At 49.1% G+C, this 17,680-nt stretch carries 15 protein-coding genes; all 15 read right to left on the reverse strand.

Features of this window, described 5'->3' with window-relative positions:
- The 15 genes from EHO60_RS11765 to infB all read right to left on the reverse strand — a co-directional run bounded on the left by EHO60_RS11765 (position 1) and on the right by infB (position 17,618).
- Positions 1–696 carry an SRP-less Sec system protein gene (locus EHO60_RS11765; RefSeq protein WP_425460291.1) on the reverse strand — a complete coding sequence of 232 codons (696 nt, stop codon included), beginning with the start codon at positions 694–696 and terminating at the stop codon, positions 1–3.
- A gap of 41 nt (positions 697–737) precedes the next feature.
- Positions 738–1,088 carry a preprotein translocase subunit YajC gene (gene yajC, locus EHO60_RS11770; protein ID WP_135768383.1) on the reverse strand — a complete coding sequence of 117 codons (351 nt, stop codon included), beginning with the start codon at positions 1,086–1,088 and terminating at the stop codon, positions 738–740.
- 58 nt (positions 1,089–1,146) lie between these two features.
- Entirely contained in the window at positions 1,147–2,157 is a 1,011-nt protein-coding gene (trpD, locus tag EHO60_RS11775; protein ID WP_135768384.1) for an anthranilate phosphoribosyltransferase, read from the reverse strand.
- Positions 2,147–2,881 (reverse strand): CDP-diacylglycerol--glycerol-3-phosphate 3-phosphatidyltransferase, encoded by a 735-nt coding sequence (gene pgsA / locus EHO60_RS11780; RefSeq protein ID WP_135768385.1) that lies wholly within the window; start codon positions 2,879–2,881, stop codon positions 2,147–2,149. Before pgsA ends, trpD begins: the two co-directional genes overlap by 11 nt.
- A complete protein-coding gene (rimO, locus tag EHO60_RS11785) occupies positions 2,878–4,203 on the reverse strand; it encodes a 30S ribosomal protein S12 methylthiotransferase RimO (protein ID WP_135768386.1) in 1,326 nt (441 codons plus the stop codon). The genes pgsA and rimO overlap by 4 nt, the downstream gene beginning before the upstream one ends.
- An 8-nt stretch (positions 4,204–4,211) precedes the next feature.
- On the reverse strand, positions 4,212–5,348 hold the full coding sequence (locus EHO60_RS11790; protein WP_135768387.1) for a helix-turn-helix domain-containing protein: 1,137 nt from the start codon (positions 5,346–5,348) through the stop codon (positions 4,212–4,214).
- Positions 5,349–5,373: 25 nt separating this feature from the next.
- Positions 5,374–6,108: a LolA family protein gene (locus EHO60_RS11795; RefSeq protein ID WP_135768388.1), complete on the reverse strand. Its 735-nt coding sequence runs from the start codon at positions 6,106–6,108 to the stop codon at positions 5,374–5,376.
- A 107-nt stretch (positions 6,109–6,215) separates the two neighbouring features.
- Positions 6,216–9,056 (reverse strand): DNA translocase FtsK, encoded by a 2,841-nt coding sequence (locus EHO60_RS11800; protein ID WP_135768389.1) that lies wholly within the window; start codon positions 9,054–9,056, stop codon positions 6,216–6,218.
- Between the two features lie 320 nt (positions 9,057–9,376).
- Complete coding sequence (gene dut, locus EHO60_RS11805) at positions 9,377–9,811, reverse strand: dUTP diphosphatase (protein WP_135768390.1); 435 nt, start codon at positions 9,809–9,811, stop codon at positions 9,377–9,379.
- Between the two features lie 11 nt (positions 9,812–9,822).
- Positions 9,823–11,118: a M16 family metallopeptidase gene (locus EHO60_RS11810; RefSeq protein ID WP_135768469.1), complete on the reverse strand. Its 1,296-nt coding sequence runs from the start codon at positions 11,116–11,118 to the stop codon at positions 9,823–9,825.
- 47 nt (positions 11,119–11,165) lie between these two features.
- Complete coding sequence (gene pnp / locus EHO60_RS11815) at positions 11,166–13,253, reverse strand: polyribonucleotide nucleotidyltransferase (protein ID WP_135768391.1); 2,088 nt, start codon at positions 13,251–13,253, stop codon at positions 11,166–11,168.
- Positions 13,254–13,264: 11 nt separating this feature from the next.
- Positions 13,265–13,531 carry a 30S ribosomal protein S15 gene (gene rpsO / locus EHO60_RS11820; RefSeq protein WP_135768392.1) on the reverse strand — a complete coding sequence of 89 codons (267 nt, stop codon included), beginning with the start codon at positions 13,529–13,531 and terminating at the stop codon, positions 13,265–13,267.
- 51 nt (positions 13,532–13,582) lie between these two features.
- A complete protein-coding gene (gene truB / locus EHO60_RS11825; protein WP_135768393.1) occupies positions 13,583–14,509 on the reverse strand; it encodes a tRNA pseudouridine(55) synthase TruB in 927 nt (308 codons plus the stop codon).
- Positions 14,466–14,819 (reverse strand): 30S ribosome-binding factor RbfA, encoded by a 354-nt coding sequence (gene rbfA / locus EHO60_RS11830; RefSeq protein WP_135768394.1) that lies wholly within the window; start codon positions 14,817–14,819, stop codon positions 14,466–14,468. Before rbfA ends, truB begins: the two co-directional genes overlap by 44 nt.
- A gap of 12 nt (positions 14,820–14,831) precedes the next feature.
- Positions 14,832–17,618: a translation initiation factor IF-2 gene (infB, locus tag EHO60_RS11835; RefSeq protein WP_135768395.1), complete on the reverse strand. Its 2,787-nt coding sequence runs from the start codon at positions 17,616–17,618 to the stop codon at positions 14,832–14,834.
- Positions 17,619–17,680: the final 62 nt, after the last annotated feature.

Genomic DNA, 17,680 nt, shown 5'->3' on the forward strand with positions numbered 1-17,680 from the left:
CTAGTCTCTTCTCACTTTATTTATTGTCACCGGAGAGCGCCGGCTGATACTACGCGGCCCGCCCGCCCGAAGGCGGTATAAGGCAAATAGGATGATCAGTCCGAGAATGATGATGGGTTTTTTATATTCCGAAAAGAAGGAGACGATCGCGTTTTGGTCCTTATGCTCGGCGGCCTTACGTTTTTCTTCTTCCTTCTTTTTATCCTGACCCATCTGCAGGATATTTCCTAGTTTTTCCTGAAAGGAATTCTCCGATTTGGAAGCGTTCGAGGAAGGGTCCGAATATCCGGGAAGATTCTTCGGATTCAACGCGGTCTCTTCGTTTACCCAATACGGCTTCTGAGGACGCCCGAACTCTTCCTTTTTGACCGGCTTGTCTACGGACTCTTCCGTATTCTTGGATTGTCCGTCGGGACCGGTTCCGGATTCGTTCTTGGGATCGACTGCCGATTCCGGCTCCACCTTTTTCTTGGTTTCGTTTTCCTTTGCCTCGGTCGCAGATTTCTTTTTCTTGGAACCTTTCCTAGATTTCTTCTTTTTGACGGCCTTCGCGCTCTGGGCCTTTTTATCGGCCGGAGCGGTCGCTTTTTTAGGCTCGGAAACCTTGTCCAAAAAATCGATTTCTTCCCCATCCTGGCCGAAGGCAGGAAGGGTCAGAGTTATGGAAAGAAAGAGGCATAGGATTTTTTTCATCATCTCACCCGGTCACTACTATACCTATCGGAAGGTTGCGGTTTTTACCCTTCCTTCTTCTTTACGATCGTGCTCGTATTGAACGTCACATTCGTATCCTTAGCGATAGCCAAAACAACGACATCGTTGTTTTCCTTGAACTCCACCACTTTTCCATGAATTCCGGAGGAAGTGACGACAGTATCCCCTTTTTGGAGGCTTTCTATCATGGATTTGCGTTTCTTTTCCTCGTTTCTCTGGGGACGGATCACCAGGAAATACATGATCACGAACATAACCGCGATCATTCCGTAGGGAGAAGTCAATAGAGAGAGAGGATTTCCCGCAGACGGAGCCGCAGCACCCGCATCCGAGGCTTGCGCGAGTAAAAGAAATGAATTTAAATCGAATTGCATCTTATTTGTCCTAAATGGGTTCCGGTGTGGTTCGGTTTGGAGCCAGTATTTTCCCAACCTACCGTTTGGTAATTAAATTTTGAAAGAACTGCTTCGTTTTTCCGCTGCTCAATTGTTCTAGCGCGATCCGGTAACCTTCCTCGATCGAGCGAACCTTTCCCATGACGAATAACCCTGCCCCGGCATTCAATGCGACCGCATGTGCTCCGGCAATTTTTTCCCCTTCTAGAATTCGACGAGCGAGTTCTTCCGCCTGGTCGGGTCCGGAAGTGAATACTTCCTGGGGAGGTTGTGTTCCGAGCCCGAGAGTCTTGGGATCGAAGTCCTTCCTAGAAATCACGCCGTCCTCCAATAGAGTGTAATCCGTGGTTTCAAAGATGGAGAATTCGTCCAAACCGTCCCGGGAATGGCAAACCAAGGCCTTTTTCAAACCCAATCCCTGAAGAACCCGGATCAACGTTTCCATCAGTTCCGGTTCGTACACTCCGATGATCTGGTACTGAGGAGAAAAGGGATTGCTCAACGGTCCTATCATATTAAATGCCGTGCGAAAACCCAACTCTTTCCTGACCGGACCCGCAAATTTCATGGAAGGATGCCACATAGGCGCGAAAAGAAAGGTGAAGCCGCTTTCGATCAAATGGGATTCCACTTCTTCCTGAGTCTTTTCGGTATTATAGCCCAATCGGGTTAAGATATCGCTGGAACCCGTGTGAGAAGAGACGGAACGATTTCCGTGCTTGGCTACCTTCAACCCTAAGGATGCCAGAGTGATGGCGGAAAGAGTGGATATATTCACCGTTCCTTTTCCGTCTCCTCCCGTGCCGCAGGTATCCAGCATGTCGAAGGGAAAAACCGTCTTAGGTTTTAAAGCGTTCCTACGGAGCGCCAGGGAAAATCCCAAAAGTTCGTCCACCGTCTCTCCCTTGGATCGCAATGCGGTGAGAAAGGAGGCGAGAAGGATCTCGGATACGGAACCTTTCATGATATCGTTCATAACGGCTTCCGCTTCCGCGACCGTCAAAGGCTTACGGTCCAAGACTTTCAATATCGCTTTTCTAATTTCCATTTTTACGAAAGACCCTCCTGATCGCGCTCGGCTGCAGAACTTCCCGGTTCGAAACTAGATAACGGATGCCGGATAAGACCGTAATGAAAGTCGTAAGCAACATTCCGAAATACGGAACAAAACCTCCCAGTTCGAAAACCAAATCCCCCCAACTCGGAATTCCTTCCTCTTTCCAGGAACGGAAAAAAGCCTCCGCGTTCCCGGAAGCGATGGTAAAAACGGGAAATCCCGCTTCCTTTCCGCTGTGATATACGTCGTTGATCAGGGTCCGTTTTTTGGAAGAGACCAGAATGAAGAAGATCAATATGAGAATGATCGCACCCATTTGAAATGCGGTTTTGACCTTTCCCAACATGGTGGTCCGTATGGAATTCCCTTGCCGAATCGCCAAAAAACGCAGAGTCGTGATCATCATGTCTCTGCCTACGATCAAGAGTACCATCCAGAGTTCTATCTGTTCGTGCAGAAAGATAAAGGTCGTGAAGCAACCCACCACGATGATCTTGTCCGCAAGAGGATCCAGAAACTTTCCGAATTCGGTCTCCTGCTTCCATTTTCTCGCCAAGTATCCGTCGATAAAATCGGTGACGGACGCCGCCGCGAACAGAACCAGAGCAGCGATATGATACGCCTGCTCTTTTTGATACAAAAACCAGATGAAGAATGGCAAGGAGGCCACACGGAGGACCGTAAGCGTATTCGGTATATTAATATTGGAGTTCAAGCGTTCGACCAGGTTCCCATCATATCGTACTCGTAAAAAGATTCCACTTTCACTTTTCCGATCATTCCGGGCTTGAGACCTGGATCTTCCACATATACGATCTCATCTATTTCCGGAGCATCTTGGAAGCGTCTCACGATCGCGGAACCTTCCTCTATTCCGTCTACGATCGCCGGATATTCCTTCCCGATCCGAGACTCGTGGATTTCCTGCAGAATCTTCAAATGAGTTTCTCGAATTACATTAATTCGCTTAGCCTTTTCCTTTTCGGAAACGGTTTGTTCCAGGTTCGCTCCGGTCGTACCGTCCTGGGGAGAATACGAAAACAGATTCACCTTTTCGGGCCTCGTCTCCTCTAGGAATCGAAGGATCTCGTCCACGTCCTTTCCCGTTTCTCCGGGAAATCCCAAGATAAAAGAGGTCCGGATCTCAAGCCCCGGGCGGGTTTCCCTCGCTAGGGAATACAAATCCCGGAAAGCGGAATAACTCCCGCTACGATTCATCGATTTTAGCACTCTCTCGGAAACGTGCTGGAGAGGAGATTCCAGATAAGGAGCGATTTTAGGGATCTCACGGAAGAGTCCGAGGATTTTCTCCGTTTTTTTATCCGGATATAGATAGAGAAGACGCAGAATTTCCAGACTCGGGACCTCAGAGACTCGTCGGATCATGTCCAAGAGAAGATCGCTGTTCTTCCCGTAGTACACAGTGTCCTGAGAGACGAGACAAATTTCCTTGGCGCCGGCAGAGATCGCTCTTGCGGTATCCTGAAGTATGTTTTCCAGAGGAGAATCCTGGAACTTGCCTCGGAGAGAAGGTATGATACAGAACGCACAGCCGCGGTTGCAACCGTCGGAAACTTTCACATAGGCATAGGGTTTGGAATAATTTTCGATCCCGGGAGAAAGCTTCATCCTTTCTATCAGTTCCGCGTTGAATTCCGGTTTGGGATTTCCTTCCAGATCGCGTCGGAAAGCTTCCCGCAGAATTTTTCCTGCTTGGGAATATCTCCCTGTTCCGAATACCAGGTCCACTTCGGGTATTTCCGAGGAAATATCTTTGGGATAGCGTTCCGCAAAACAGCCGACCACCACCACCTTCTGCCCTTCGCGTTTTTTAGCTTGGGTCGCTCCCAAAATGGTTTGGATCGTCTCTTCCGTTGCGGAACGGATAAACGTACAGGTATTGATCAGATGGAAGTCGGAATCCTCGGGCGTCGACGCGGGAGAAAATCCTTCCTCCAAAAGGGAATGGTGCATACTCATGGAGTCCACTGTATTCTTGGGACATCCTAGGGTGGTGATATAAAACTTCTTCTCCAAAAGACCTTCTACTCGCCCAGCTCCTTGATGATAAACTGGGTGCTATCGTAAGGGTTGGGCGTTTTAATAAAGACTTTCTTAACTAATTTTCCGGGGCGGCCTAGGACTACCTTGGTCTTTCCGTTCTGGATCATTTCTACGGCGGAACCGTCCCCTACCTTCAACTCCAGTCGATCCTTGGCTTCCAAGGATCTGGTTTCTCCGCTCTGCACCAATCCCCTGAATCCCATCTGTCCATCCATGATGAATTCGGCATAGCTGGGTTTGGAAAAGAAAAGTGTGACTTGGATGGGAACATCTCCTAAGGTCTTGGTCGAATTCGAATCTTCGGTTCCCTGTTTGGTCGCATTGGAATTTCCCGGGCGCTCTTCCTCGTTCAGAGAAACAAGGACCTTCGCGGAACTGGCGGTAACACTCTGAGCGGTGATCCGGATACTTCTTCTCAAAGAGGAAATTTCTGGAACGGTATAACTGAGAACCTTTTCCTCCCCTTCCGAAAGTTTGAATTTATAGACGTTCAACTCAGGATAGACGTTAAAAGCCAGAAGGGCCTTGTTGGTCTCGGAACCCTGCTCCACTCCAGTGATGAACAATTTGCACTGCTGGTTGGAAACGCTGAAACTTACCCCTTGGTTCGTAGTCAGGATGAAACTTTCCGGTCTGGTTTCAGGAACGGACCTGTTTACGAAATCGATATTTTCAGGGATCTCCAGTTTCCGACGCCCGTCTTCGGAGACTTCGTCACCGCTTCCGGATCCGTCAAATACATAAGGAAAAGCGAATATTCCAAGAATTACGATCAATAAAGCTCCGACGGCCGTGATGAGTTTGTTTTTGTCTATATTCAGGTCGTAATAAAAGGAGGAAGTCGGACGAGTCAACTCCTCGAGAGGCGCTTGGGATTCCTCTATCTTTTCTCCGCGGTAGAGATTCACCAACATGCCCGTATCCAGCTTGAGATAACTTCCGTAGTTCTTTAAGAAACCGATCGTAAACGTTTCACCGGGAAATTGCGCGTAATCCTCCGTTTCCAACGCAAGGATATATTTCACTGAAATATTGGTGTCCTTGGACACGTCTTTTACAGTGAGTTTTTTTTCTTCCCTAGCCTCCCTAAGGATCTGCCCTACACGCTTCTGATTCAATTCCGCTCTCCTTTTCAGGGGAAGATTATTCTTCCGATACCAAGGGGTTATTTACGATTTTTGCATTTCCATCAGGGCGGAAATTAAAAAGCCCATCTTCAACATCCGCGTTTCGATCCCAGCCGGAAAACTCCACAGTGGTGGTTTTGCCTCGACCGTCGCTTGCAACCGCTCTTTTGATCAAAAAGTTCTGTTCGTCCACATAGAGAGTCATGGTTTCGTACCCTCCGATCTTTTCCCTTTGCTCCAAGGCCAGTACGAAATACTTACGGTTATCCTTGGGGGAAATCTGAGGTTGTTCTATCGAATCGAACTTGTAATGATATTTCCGGAAAATGCGGGAAAGTCCTTCCTCGGTAGCTGCGGCAAAAATCGGCCCGGACTTATTGGATTTATTTAAAGTTAAATCCTGTTTTCCCACCGCGTTCAGGCGCTTGATGAAAATCCAAAGAGTCTTTCCGTCGGATACGATCTCGTCTCCGGCGGGATCCGAAAATTCGTACCGAATCTTTCCGCCTTTTTTATAATAGCAGATCCCTTTCATGGATCTTGTCTTTTTATTGGACTCCGTTTGGATGACGAAATCCGCCTTATAGGATTTGATCTCCGAAAAGGTCTTACGCACTTTCTTTACCACTTCGGACGGAGAGTTCCAACCATGCTTTGTGGAAGATTGTGCTCCCAGGCCCAAGGCCGCACACAGGGCAAAAAGCCCGAAAACTAAAACCTTGGAGACTCGGAAATTCTTACGATCTTTCATTTTGAGAAAAAGCCGGGATTTTTTTTCCAGGATGGAGAGTATCGGCCCGCCTGTCACTTGGTTTCTTTTTTCCGGGCGAAAAATCCCCGGACAGCGACAACGCCGATTTATCTTAGGATCTCCCGTCCTTTCGAACCTAGAATCGGAGTCACGTACCCCCGTTCCTCCATCAGCTCCATAATCCGAGCGGCTCGGTTATAACCGATCTTCAATTTCCTCTGGAGATAGCTAGCGCTCGCCTTTCTTTCCGTTCGAACGATATCCCATGCTTTATCGAATAATTCCTCGTCCATTTCCTCCGCGGAATCCGTTTCCGATTCCTCCTCGAAATCGAGTTCCACGTACGACGGAGAACCGTATCGCTTCGCTTCCTCCACGATCTTTTCGATTTCCTCCTCGGAAATATAGGGAGCCTGGATCCGAGCCAAGTCGGCCGATGTGGGCGATTTGTAGAGCATATCCCCTTTACCCAAAAGGGACTCGGCTCCGTTCATATCCAGAATGATTTTCGAATCCGTTTTCTGAGCCACATGAAACGCGATTCTAGCCGGACAGTTCGCTTTAATCAAACCGGTAATAACGTCTACGGACGGCCTTTGCGTCGCCATCACTAGATGGATTCCGACCGCGCGGGATTTTTGGCTGATTCGAGTGATCGCATCTTCCAGATCCTTTCCGGACACCATCATTAGGTCGGCCAACTCGTCGATGAATACGACGATATAAGGCATCTTGGAATATCCTTCCTGGTGATAGTGCTCCTCTACTTTCTCGTTGTAGGAACGGAAATCTCGGCATTTCAGTTGGGAGACCGCATCGTAACGGGCTTCCATTTCCTGGATCACCCATGCTAAAGCCTTGGTCGCCTTTCTAGCGTCCTTGATCACAGGCATAAGTAGATGAGGTATATCCTCGAAGAGAGTGAGTTCCACCATCTTGGGGTCGACCATGATAAAGCGGACTTCCTCGGGAGAAAGGTTTAGTACGAGAGAAGCGATCATGGAGTTCAAACAGACGGACTTACCGGATCCGGTCGTGCCCGCGACAAGCAAGTGGGGAAGCTTGTTCAGATCTATCGAAATCAACTTACCGGATATATCCTTTCCGATGACTATATTCAGATCCTTCTTCTTCCCTTTCGGAGCTAAAGAAGAACGAAGAATATCTCCGAGAAGCACATCCTCTCTGTGCTTGTTCGGGACTTCTATACCGATCGTGGATTTTCCGGGAATCGGCGCCACGATACGTACGTTTTTGACCGCCAGATACATTCTTAATTCGTCGGTCAAAGAAGTGATCCGCCCCAGTTTGATTCCGGGAGGGGGTGTCAACTCGTAACGGGTGATGATCGGTCCGCGCTCCCATGCCACTACTTTGGTTTCATAACCGTACACTTTCAGGGCATTCTGGATTTCAAAGGCCACCTTTTCCGATTCGACTCGGAAGAGAGCGTCCTGTATTTTCGTAGGATTCGTATGAAGGCGATTTAACGGTATATGATAAACGGATCGCTTGGAACGAAAGATCGGAACCATCGAAACGGGGGTAAACGGGAGTTCCGCCTGTTTCGGTTTGTCCTCGACCGGAACCGCCCGTTTGTGAGTTTCCGTTCTTTCCGGTATCCTTTCTTCGATCGGCGCAGAAATCTCAGAAATCGGAGATTCCATCACGGAGAGAACATTCTCCTGGGCGGTTTCCTCTTCCGACTCCTCCGCTTCTTCGAACCTAGCCTCGGAAGAAATGTCCTCCTGCTCGGGAGCTTCTTCTTTTTCCTCTTCTGGGAAAGAATCCGCGAGATCCGATCCCGGAGGTGAAAAATTCTCCTCGTTCTCTTCGACGACTTTATCGTTCTCTATCTCTTTCGGATCGAGAAATTCGGTCACTGGAGAGGCGACTTTTCCGCCGCTGCGAAAATCCAGTATCTCCCAATTTCCGGGATCTTTTGCAAACGTCCTCTCTTCGGAAGTCGGAACTCCGTAGACTTTTTCCAAAAGATCCGAAGAGGCGCTTTTGAATTGGAAAATTTTTCGGTCCTCTTCGAAAAAGCCCTCTAACATTCCCGAATTCTTATATTGAATCCGAGTCTGAAGATTCTTCGTTTCGGAGTTCCTTCTTTCATTACGGATAAAGGATTCCAGATCCCTTTTTTCATAGGGACTTTGGCGAGGAGGGACGATTTCCTGCGAGGTCCGAGTCGAAACTTCCGATGCGGCTTCTCTTCGAAACCAAGGAGGAGATTCCTGGGTCATCGAATCCGGATCCTCCTTCCGAGTACTTAAAAATTTCGTAATATTATCCCCCAATGAGAAGCTTCTGGTACGTTCAGGAAAGAGCCTGGCATACGTTTGTGCTTCGGAAGGACGAGGGTTTTGATTGTAACCCGCCAGCCATTGGTTCTTCCAATCCGAAAGGGAGAAGCCGCCTTGCGCCATGATTCTTCCTAAAAAATGTACGGGAGATTCGTTCAAATAAACCAGGATCCCGTAGAAATAGATGACGAAGTGGATGAGAAGTCTGCCGGTCGTTCCGAGTACGTATTCGAGAGCCACAGCCAAAGCCTGGCCCAGCACTCCTCCGTTCGAAGCGAAAGAAATACCGGAAGGATTTCCGAACACGTTAAGGCTTACGGAGACCGCGAGCAAAAAGAGAGGAATCGTAAGCAATTTGCTCGTGGCATCCTGGTTCGGTTTGACCAATAAGGTTCCGCCCGTCAAAATCAACATGATTCCGGGGACATAGGCGGCGTTTCCGAATAAATACAGGATTCCCCAGGATAGATAATGTCCTGTCCGACCGAAGAGATTCGTCTGCACGCCGTTTTCGGCAATGGAGAAGGACCCTAGGGAAAGGGTCAGAAAAATTCCGATAAAAAGCAGCAGATAAGGAAGGGCAGCCTTCCCCCTTTCCCAAATCAAAGCGTTCTGGTCGAATCCTGACTTTACTTCCATACCTACTAAAAATCGGCAGTTTTTCGAGAAAGGAAAAGAGAATTCGAACCCAAAGTGCGGGGAATAGGATTGCAGTACTCAGGGATTTACAGGAGGCCCCCCAGGTTCGAGCGAAGGGGCCGGGCTCTTGGACAACTTTCCGCCAAACCCCGACCCTAAAGCATCCCTGGAGCAAGATTTTTTGGAATCTTTCTTGTTGGAGCTCCAACAAGAAAGGGAAAGAAAAATCCCTTTCCAAAAGCCCGAAATTCTGCTATGTGGTCAAAGCCGGCGGGTCGCGGGTACCACCGCACCGGCCCCCGCCCAGAGTAGGGTGGGGCCTATCGCCCCGTACTCCCGAATCCTCCGGCTCCCCTTTCGGTCTCCGGTAATTCTTCAACGGTCTCCCAATCCATGAGCCAAGTCTTCCTGAGAAGAAGTTGAGCGATCCGAACTCCGTTTTCCAAATGGTAGGCAGACTTTCCTAAATTCAATATCGGAACGAGGAGCTCCCCACGATAATCCGAGTCGATTGTTCCCGGCGAATTCGGAAGCAACAGATTGTGCTTCGTGGAAAATCCGGATCTCGGCCTGATTTCAAAATGATATCCTTCCGGAATGGCAAAAGAGAGGCCGGTCGGTACCAACCTGACTTCACCGACGGGAAGCTCCCAGACGGAATCCAGACAAGAATACAGATCGTATCCGGCGGAACCGCTCGTTTTGATTTCCGGTAGTTTTGCGCTCGGATGAAGTTTTTTAACTGGAATTTTCATGAAAAGTTCTATTAAGGATAGGAAAAAGATTCGAAAACCTTCCGGACCTTTTCCTCCTCTTTGGAATTCATTTTTGCAAAAACGGACAAATGGAGTTTAGGAAGAGCAAGGATCTTTCTGGAAAGTGAATTCAATTCTTCTAAAGTAACGGATCGAATCTCGCGCATTCTTTCCTCGAGAGTATAATATTTTCCGTAATAGATTTCCTGAAAGGCGACATTGTTCATTCGACTTTCCGTATGTTCGTATCCTATGGAAAGACTGCCTTCATGGTTCGTCTTTGCATCCTGGAGCTCCTTTGCGGTGATGCCGTTGTCCAGAAATATCCGAAGTTCCTCTAGGATCAGGGAAATGGATTCTAAAAATCTGTCTTTGGAAGAGGAGCATACGATGGAAGTGACCCCGATATCGCGATACGAAGAAGGGTAACTCGTAATATTATAGCATAGTCCCTTCTCTTCCCGGATTTTCTGAAAGAGGCGGGAAGACATTCCTCCCCCTAAGATATGGGTGAGAAGGGAAAGACGGGTTGCATCGTGAAATCCTCTGGGACAACCCTCCCCGCCCAGAATAAAATAGGTTTGTTCCGTTTCCTTATTTCCTTTTCTAAAAAAGCCGAACTCTTTCCTCGGAGTCTCGAACGAAGCGGAAGCTCCCGCTTTCGTTTTTCGGGAAAAGTATTTTTCCACCTCTCGCAAAACTACCTCCGGCTCGTAATCCCCGGAAAGGGAGATGATCATATTTTCCGAATGGTAGTATTTTTCGTAGAAGTCCCGCAAGGAAGAGGGAGTCACAGCCTTAATGCTCGCTTCGGTGCCGATGATATCTCGTCCAAGCGCATTGTCGGGAAAGAAATTATTATAATAAAAATCGTGAACTGCGTCCTCGGGAGAATCTTCGTAACCCTTCATTTCTTCCAGAACGACTTCGGCTTCCGTTCGGATATCCCGCTCCCGGAACAACGGAAGAAACATCATTTCGGATAATAACTCCAGCCCGAGTCCTAGGTCGGAAGCTGCTAAAGTCGCGTGAAAATATGTGTATTCTCTGGAAGTAGCCGCGTTGGAATAGGCCCCGACCCGTTCCCAGTCCTCAGCCTGCTGTTTCGCGGATCTTTTTTCCGTGTCTTTGAACAGCATATGTTCTAGGAAATGGCAGTATCCCGCCTCCGTTCCGGTTTCCGACCGGGACCCGACGCGAACATAAACGCCTACGGAAACGCTGGCAGAATAGGGGGCGCGTTGAAACAGAACGGTGATACCGTTTGATAATCGAATTTTATGAGTTTGTTCTTCTTTTAACGCCAATGTTAGAAAGAAGGTGTCGACCGGAGCCGACACCTAACATCCATGAATTAAACTTCGAGAGCGTCTCTACGGGAAAGATCTATTTTTCCGGTTTTGTCCACATTCAAAACCCGAACCCGAATCATTTCCCCTTCGCGAACCACGTCTTTTACGGAATTTACCCGTTTCGAATCCAACTTGGAGATATGGCAAAGACCTTCTTTGCCGGGAAGAATCTCCACAAAGGCCCCGAAATCGGTAATCCTCTTCACTTTGCCTTCGTAAATCTTACCGACCTCTACTTCCGCAAAGAAACCTTCGACCATTCCCGCCGCTTTTTCCGCGGATTCCATGCTGGATCCGGCAATGGTCACTCTTCCGTCGTCGTCTATATTGATGTCCGCACCGGAAGCCTCGATGATCGCGCGGATATTCTTACCGCCCGGACCGATCAATTCTCCGATCCTATCTTTCGGAATATGTTTGATGATGATTCTAGGCGCCTTTCTCGAAACGGATTCTGCTGCCTTGGAGATATGTTTTTCCATCACGTCCAAGATATGGAATCTGGCTTTTTGAGCCTGGGCAAAGACCGATTCCAAAACTTCGAAGGCAACTCCGGTAACCTTCAAATCCATTTGGAACGCGGTGATCCCTTTGCGGGTTCCCGCGATCTTGCAATCCATATCCCCGAAGTGGTCTTCCAACCCTGCAATGTCGGACAGAACGGCGAATCTACCCTTATCATCGGAGAATAATCCCATCGCGATTCCGGAAACGGAAGAACGGATCGGAACCCCTGCCGCCATCAGAGCCAAGGATCCGGAACAAACGGAAGCCATGGAAGAAGAACCGTTGGATTCTAATATTTCCGAAACGACCCGGATCACGTAGGGAAAATCATCCATCTTAGGAAGAACCAATTTCAAAGCTCTTTCCGCCAAATTTCCGTGACCGATCTCTCTCCTTCCCGGTCCGGAGGAACGTCTCACCTCTCCTACGGAAAACGCCGGGAAATTATAATGGAGCATGAAGTTCTTTTCCTTCTGCCCTTCTAAAGTTTCATATCTTTGGTTATCGGAAGCCGTACCGAGGGTAACCGTTCCCAAGGATTGGGTTTGTCCCCTGGTAAAGACCGCGGACCCGTGCGCTCCGGGAAGAGGACTCATCTCTACGGAAATATTCCTGATCTCGTCCAATTTGCGACCGTCAAAACGGACTCCTTCGTGCAACACCTGCTCACGAACGATCTCGTATTCCAATTCGTGAAGGAAATTCTTGATGTCCTTGATCTTTTCCGGATCGGTCACGGTGGTCTTAAAGTATTCCACAACTTCTTTGTTGACGTTCGCAACTTCCTTGGAACGGGATTGTTTGTCCGAAGTCCGATTCGCTGCGGAAAGCTTATCGAAAGAATATTCTCGGACCGTGGTCAGGAGCGCCTCGTCTTTTTGTTTGAGCTTGACTTCCTTTTTGACTACGGCAAGTTCCTTGACCCAAGCTTCCTGCAATTCCACGAATTTAGAAATGTGGGATTGCGCGAATCTTAGCGCAGAGATCATCTCTTCGTTGGACAATTCCTTCGCTTCGCCTTCGATCATTACGATATGGGTTTTCGTTCCCGCTACGATCAGGTCCAAATCGGAATTCGGGATTTCCTTGTTCGTAGGGTTGATGACCAATTCCCCGTTGATTCTACCGATCCGCGCTCCCGCGATCGGTCCGTTAAAAGGAATATTAGAAATAGATAACGCTGCAGACGCGGCGTTCAAGGCATGACCTGCTGTGGAAACTTCGTTGTCTGCAGACAGAACCTGAACTAACAGTTGCACTTCGCAAAAATATCCTTCCGGAAATAACGGACGGATCGGGCGATCGATGATGCGGGAATTCAAAACCTCGTGCTCGTACGGTTTGGACTCCCTCTTGAAATACCCCCCCGGAAAGCGGCCCACGGAATAGATTTTTTCGGAGTATTCGCAGGTAAGCGGAAAGAAATCCTGCCCTTCTTTCGGTTCGTCGGCGGCGCAAACGGTGGCGAGTAGAACAAGATTTCCGGTTTTATAAACTACGGACCCGTGAGCCTGCTTGGCCCAGTCTCCCGTTTCGAGAGTGATTGTGTCCCGGCCAAACGGGCCGGAAATTGATTTTGCCATAATGAACTCCTTTACTTGCGGAGTCCGAGAGTTTCGATCAGTTTTTTATAACGCTCTAAGTCGTTTCTTTTCAGGTATTCGAGTAGTTTTTTGCGCTTACTCACCAGCTTTAACAGCCCGGTTTTGGAATGAAAATCTTTCTTATGGCCTTTAAAATGCTCGTTTAGTCCTTTGATGCGTGCGTCTAGGAGAGCGACCTGCACTTCGGTGGATCCGGTATCGTTCTTATCTTTCGCAAATGCGGAGATAATTTGCTTCTTGGCTTCCGTAGTTATCATAGCTTGATTGTACCTTTGCCAATTTTTAGATGCCAGGGCTGGGCGTCCAAGCTAATTTTTAGGAAAGACTTTTAAATATTTATAGGATAAACTGCCAGGAAGGCCGTCCCGTTTGCACCAGGCCAAGATCTCGCCTTCGGGAGAAGTTAACAGGAATTCTTGGGCAGGAATCCATTCCAGTTTGATCTTTTTCCCATGAAATACGTCTCGAATCTCCGTTCCGGGAATTTCCAAAGTAGGAATGTCCAAAATTTCCTCCGGCGGATGAATTTTGACGGTCTTTTCTTCCAGACGGGGAAAATGGTCCGCCTGTTCCAAAGTCAATTTTCCCACTTTGGTTCGGACCAAAGATCTTAGGCTCATGGGTAAACCGCAGGCATTTCCGATGTCCATCACGAGTTTTCGGATATAGGTCCCGCCCGAAACTTTCGTCCGAAAGGACATGCCTGTCGCTCCCAATTCCTTGGTCTCAAACTCGTAAATTTTGATTTTTCGAATGCTAGGAGGTACGTCCACGCCTTCCCGGAACAATTGAGCCCTTCTCTTGCCTTGCACTTTTAAAGCGGAGATCTCCGGAGCAATTTGCTCCTCCCAATTTGAGACACTGGACAGGATTCCTTCCAGTTTCGAGCGATTCTCCGAATACCATTCCTTTACTTTCGACTCCTCCCAATCCTCTAAGACAAGACCTTCCCTATCCCCGGAATCTGTGGAAAAGCCGAATTGGACTTCGGCGAGATATTCCTTGTCCTTGTTCAGAAAGAGAGAGGAAAAGCTGGTTGAGGAGCCGATGGGAAGAACCATCAAACCCGAGGCGGCCTTGTCTAGGGTACCAGTGTGACCGACTTTTTTCAGTCCCAAGGATTTTTTGGCTTTTATGACCAAATCGGAGGAAGTCATTCCTACCGGCTTGTCCAACAGCAAAAAACCGATTTCAGTCCGGATTTGTGGGTTTTCTCGTAAGTCGAAGGGATTCATCTAAACCCTGGATATATTCTTCATCCCAAACGAAGTGAATCTTAGGCGTTACCCTCAGATTCAACTTCGTAGAAAGAGTGGCGGCAAATTTACCCGCAGCGCTATTCAAGCCTGCGAGTAATTTTTCCTTCTTCTTGTCGGTAACGATAGAAGTAACGTATACGTTCAGAAACCTAGCGTCTTCGGAAAGTTCCGAACGATGGACGGAAACCATATGAACCCGAGGATCCTTTACCTTACCCGTCAAAATCATCATGGCGACGGTCCGAACCGTCTCCGCTTCGATTTTTCTTTTACGGATCGGACTCAAAGGTACCGCCTCTTAGTCTAGCTTCCGCTTGATCACCGTTACCGTGTATGCTTCGATCGTATCCCCGACTTTAAAATCATTAAAGCCGTCCACTTGGATACCGCATTCGAAATTGTTCACGACTTCGTTTACCTCGTCCTTGAATCGTCTTAAGGATTTGAGCTTTCCGTCGAACACGATGACTCCGTCGCTGATCACGCGGATTCCCGAAGCTTTCGTAATCTTTCCCGTCGTGACCATACAACCGGCGATATTTCCGATTTTGGAAACCTTGAAGATCTCCCGGATTTCGGCGGTCCCGATGACTTCCTCGATCTTTTCGGGTTCGAGAAGCCCTTCCATGGCCATTTTGATCTCGTCTACAACCTGATAAATGATGCTGTAGTATTTGATCTGCACTCCTTCTTTTTCCGCCAAGGCGATGGTCTTCGGATTCGCTCTGACATGGAAACCTACGATGATCGCATTCGAAGCGGAAGCGAGCATTACGTCCATATCCACGATCGCGCCGGCACCGGATTGGATGACGTTCAGTTTTACGTCCGGAGTGGAGAGTTTTTCCAAAGCTTCCTTGATCGCTTCCGCAGATCCTCGAACGTCGGCCTTGATGATCACCTTGAGTTCCTTCAAAGCGCCTTGCTTGATGAACTCGTTCATATTTTCCAAAGTTACTTTCGATCCGGCGGCACCGGCGTTTCCGATCCGTTCGAACTCGATTCTGTGTTGGGAAATATTTCTGGCTTCTTTTTCGTCCTCCATCGCATCGAAGGGCGCTCCCGCATCCGGAACTCCGTCCAAGCCGGTCACCTGCACCGGAAAAGCCGGTCCGGCTTCCTTGATCAGATGGCCATAATCGTCGTACATCGCACGGACGCGACCGGAGAAGACTCCCGCTACGAAAGGATCTCCGATATGCAAGGTTCCGTTTTGGATCAAAACCGTGGCGACGGCTCCCCTACCCGGATCCAATTTCGCTTCCACGATGGTTCCCTTTGCTCTGCGTTTCGGGTTGGCCTTCAGATCCAATACTTCCGCCTGTAAAAGCACCGCTTCCAGGAGTTTGTCGATCCCGATGTTTTCCTTTGCGGAAATCTTGCAATACATCGTATCTCCGCCCCAATCTTCCGCTTGGAGACCGTGATTGGCCAATTCCTGCATGATTTTATCCGGATTGGCCGCCGGAAGATCCACTTTGTTGATGGCAACGATGATCGGAACCTTAGCGTCCTTCGCATGGGAAACAGCTTCCAAGGTTTGGGGCATGACTCCGTCATCCGCAGCGACGACCAGGATTACGATATCCGTTACTTTGGCGCCTCGGGCACGCATTGAAGTAAAGGCTTCGTGACCCGGAGTATCCAAGAAAGTGACCTCGCCTCTCGCGGTTTTCACCTGATACGCGCCGATATGCTGTGTGATTCCACCCGATTCCGTATCGATTACGGAAGACTTACGTATGGTATCCAACAGTTTCGTCTTACCATGGTCTACGTGCCCCATGATCGTAACGACTGGAGGTCTGTGGATATAATCTTCCGGATTGTCTTTTTCCTCTCCGATCAAAGTTTCTTCGTAGAGGGAAACGACTTTGACTTTGCATCCGTATTCGTCCGCAAGAATAGAAGCCGTCTCTGCATCGATGATATTATTGATCGTGACCATCATACCCATTTTCATGAGTTTTCCGATGACGTCTCCGGGCTTCAGGTTCATTTTCTTGGCGAGTTCGCCAACTTGAACATTTTCTAATATAGTAATTTCCTTAGGAACGGAAACACCGGTCGGACCTCCACCCTTCTGCTTGCGAAAGGCTTGCTTGAAGAATTTGGAATTTTCCGTGCCGAAAGACGATTCCGCTCTTCCCGACTTTTCCTTATCTCCACCGCCGCGTTTTTTATTGGAAGGGCCGAGGACTCCTCTGCCTTCTCCTCCGGGAGGACCGGCTGCACCTGGTCCGCCTCCGGGACCACCTTGACCGCCACCGGGACCGCGATAGCCGCCGCCTTGGCCTCCACCTCCGGGACCTCCACGATAACCACCACCTTGTCCGCCGCCGGGACCACGATAGCCGCCGCCTTGGCCTCCACCTCCGGGACCTCCACGATAACCACCACCTTGTCCGCCTCCGGGACCACGATAGCCGCCACCTTGGCCTCCGCCTCCGGGACCGCCACGATAACCGCCACCTTGTCCGCCTTGGCCTCCGGGACCGCGATAACCACCACCCTGTCCGCCTTGGCCGCCACCGCCACCTTGGTATCCTCCACGGTAGCCACCGCCTTGACCACCTTGGCCTCCAGGACCGCGATAGCCGCCACCCTGTCCGCCTTGGCCACCACCGCCACCTTGGTATCCTCCACGGTAGCCACCGCCAGAATGATCGGAGGAAGAATCCCGATTATTCGGGCCGGTATAGGTCTGTCTTTGGTTCGGACGGGAAACAATGATATTATTGTCTTCTTTTTGGAAAGGAGATCTACCGCCAGAGTGATCTCCTCCTGGGGAAGAAGAAGTTTTAGACGAAGGATAATCCTGTCGTTCCTGCCTCGGTTCCGAATGTTGCGGCTCTTTCGGAGAGGATGCCTGTACGTGCTGCTGGCGAGGATTCGAGGTCGCACCCGAGTTCGGATTCGAGGATTGTCTCTGGTTCACAGGAGATTCACTCGCCGTCTCCTTTCTGGTCGGAGAGGGAGAAGAGGTCTTTTCTTCTGGCTTCTTCTTGATCACCAGTTTCTTCTTCTTACCGGCGTCACCAGAACCCTGGAGCTTTTCCTTGATTGTCTTATTCTTATCTTCCATATAATTTCCTGGCCTTCTACAGGTGCCCTACGGTTCCTTACAGACTTATGGCAATCGGAGAG

This window comes from Leptospira fletcheri (assembly GCF_004769195.1).
GTDB classification, from domain to species: domain Bacteria; phylum Spirochaetota; class Leptospiria; order Leptospirales; family Leptospiraceae; genus Leptospira_B; species Leptospira_B fletcheri.

Excerpts from the sequence above, each read along its gene's own strand:
- EHO60_RS11765 (WP_425460291.1), bottom strand. The coding sequence starts at position 696 with ATGATGAAAAAAATCCTATGCCTCTTTCTTTCCATAACTCTGACCCTT.
- yajC (WP_135768383.1), bottom strand. The coding sequence starts at position 1,088 with ATGCAATTCGATTTAAATTCATTTCTTTTACTCGCGCAAGCCTCGGAT.
- trpD (WP_135768384.1), bottom strand. The coding sequence starts at position 2,157 with ATGGAAATTAGAAAAGCGATATTGAAAGTCTTGGACCGTAAGCCTTTG.
- EHO60_RS11795 (WP_135768388.1), bottom strand. The coding sequence starts at position 6,108 with ATGAAAGATCGTAAGAATTTCCGAGTCTCCAAGGTTTTAGTTTTCGGG.
- EHO60_RS11800 (WP_135768389.1), bottom strand. The coding sequence starts at position 9,056 with ATGGAAGTAAAGTCAGGATTCGACCAGAACGCTTTGATTTGGGAAAGG.
- dut (WP_135768390.1), bottom strand. The coding sequence starts at position 9,811 with ATGAAAATTCCAGTTAAAAAACTTCATCCGAGCGCAAAACTACCGGAA.
- pnp (WP_135768391.1), bottom strand. The coding sequence starts at position 13,253 with ATGGCAAAATCAATTTCCGGCCCGTTTGGCCGGGACACAATCACTCTC.
- rpsO (WP_135768392.1), bottom strand. The coding sequence starts at position 13,531 with ATGATAACTACGGAAGCCAAGAAGCAAATTATCTCCGCATTTGCGAAA.
- truB (WP_135768393.1), bottom strand. The coding sequence starts at position 14,509 with ATGAATCCCTTCGACTTACGAGAAAACCCACAAATCCGGACTGAAATC.
- infB (WP_135768395.1), bottom strand. The coding sequence starts at position 17,618 with ATGGAAGATAAGAATAAGACAATCAAGGAAAAGCTCCAGGGTTCTGGT.